Raw genomic sequence first — 772 nt, forward strand, 5'->3', positions numbered from 1 at the left:
TGTGTTGCTGTAGCTGTTCTCTCTGTTGTGGTTGTTATGAATGTTCCGACAACCACCGGACGCGCCACTACCCTCTTCGTCGGCTGCGTCAAATGTGTAGAGGCGACAGGAGACCGACGCCGGCGCGGCCCGGGCGGCCGCCGCCACGCGGGCACACCGGCCCGCCGGTGGGCGGCGGCCGCCCGGGCCGCGCCGGCGTCGTGCACCCAGCCCTGGTGGCTGCGGCCGGTGACCTCCAGCCGGACGAGCGGCACGTAGCAGTCGGCCCGGATCCCCTCGTACCCGTGCCGGACGATGGAGTGGTAGATGTCCTCGGACACGACCAGCGCCAGCGGCGCGCTGGTGCGCCGCAGCGCCTCCTTCGCCTCCGCCGAGTCCAGCAGCCGGAAGGCGACGTCGAGCGCCTCGCCGAAATTGCCGTGGCCGTCGCTCTGCACCTCTCCGGCGTGCACGACGACCCGCACGCGAATTCGCCGGTCACCGCCCGGGGAGATCGTCTGCGCCGAATTGTATTCGGCCAGCAGCCCGGACAGGATCGGGATCACCGGGTGCAGCAGCAGCGTTTTCGGGACCTCGTCGAAAGGGTGCACCAGCACCAGCGCCCCATCGCCGCGGTCGACGTACTCCTCCCGGTACCCCCGCCCGATTCCGGCCCGGTTGAACGCCTCCTCCAGCAGCCGGTACAGCGTGCGGCGGAGCTCGGCCTTGACCGGGTCGGTGCGGGCGGTGGACCCCTCGATGTCCACCGCCAGGATCGCCCGGTACCGCGGCC

General features: G+C 71.1%; 1 protein-coding gene. It reads right to left on the minus strand.

The window, feature by feature from the left end; genetic code table 11:
• Positions 1–772 (minus strand): hypothetical protein (locus HUX53_RS25665; RefSeq protein WP_176405787.1); only part of this gene is annotated, 772 nt, incomplete at both ends.

Origin of the sequence: Actinomadura sp. BRA 177, from assembly GCF_013372625.1 — a bacterium.
GTDB lineage: Bacteria > Actinomycetota > Actinomycetes > Streptosporangiales > Streptosporangiaceae > Spirillospora.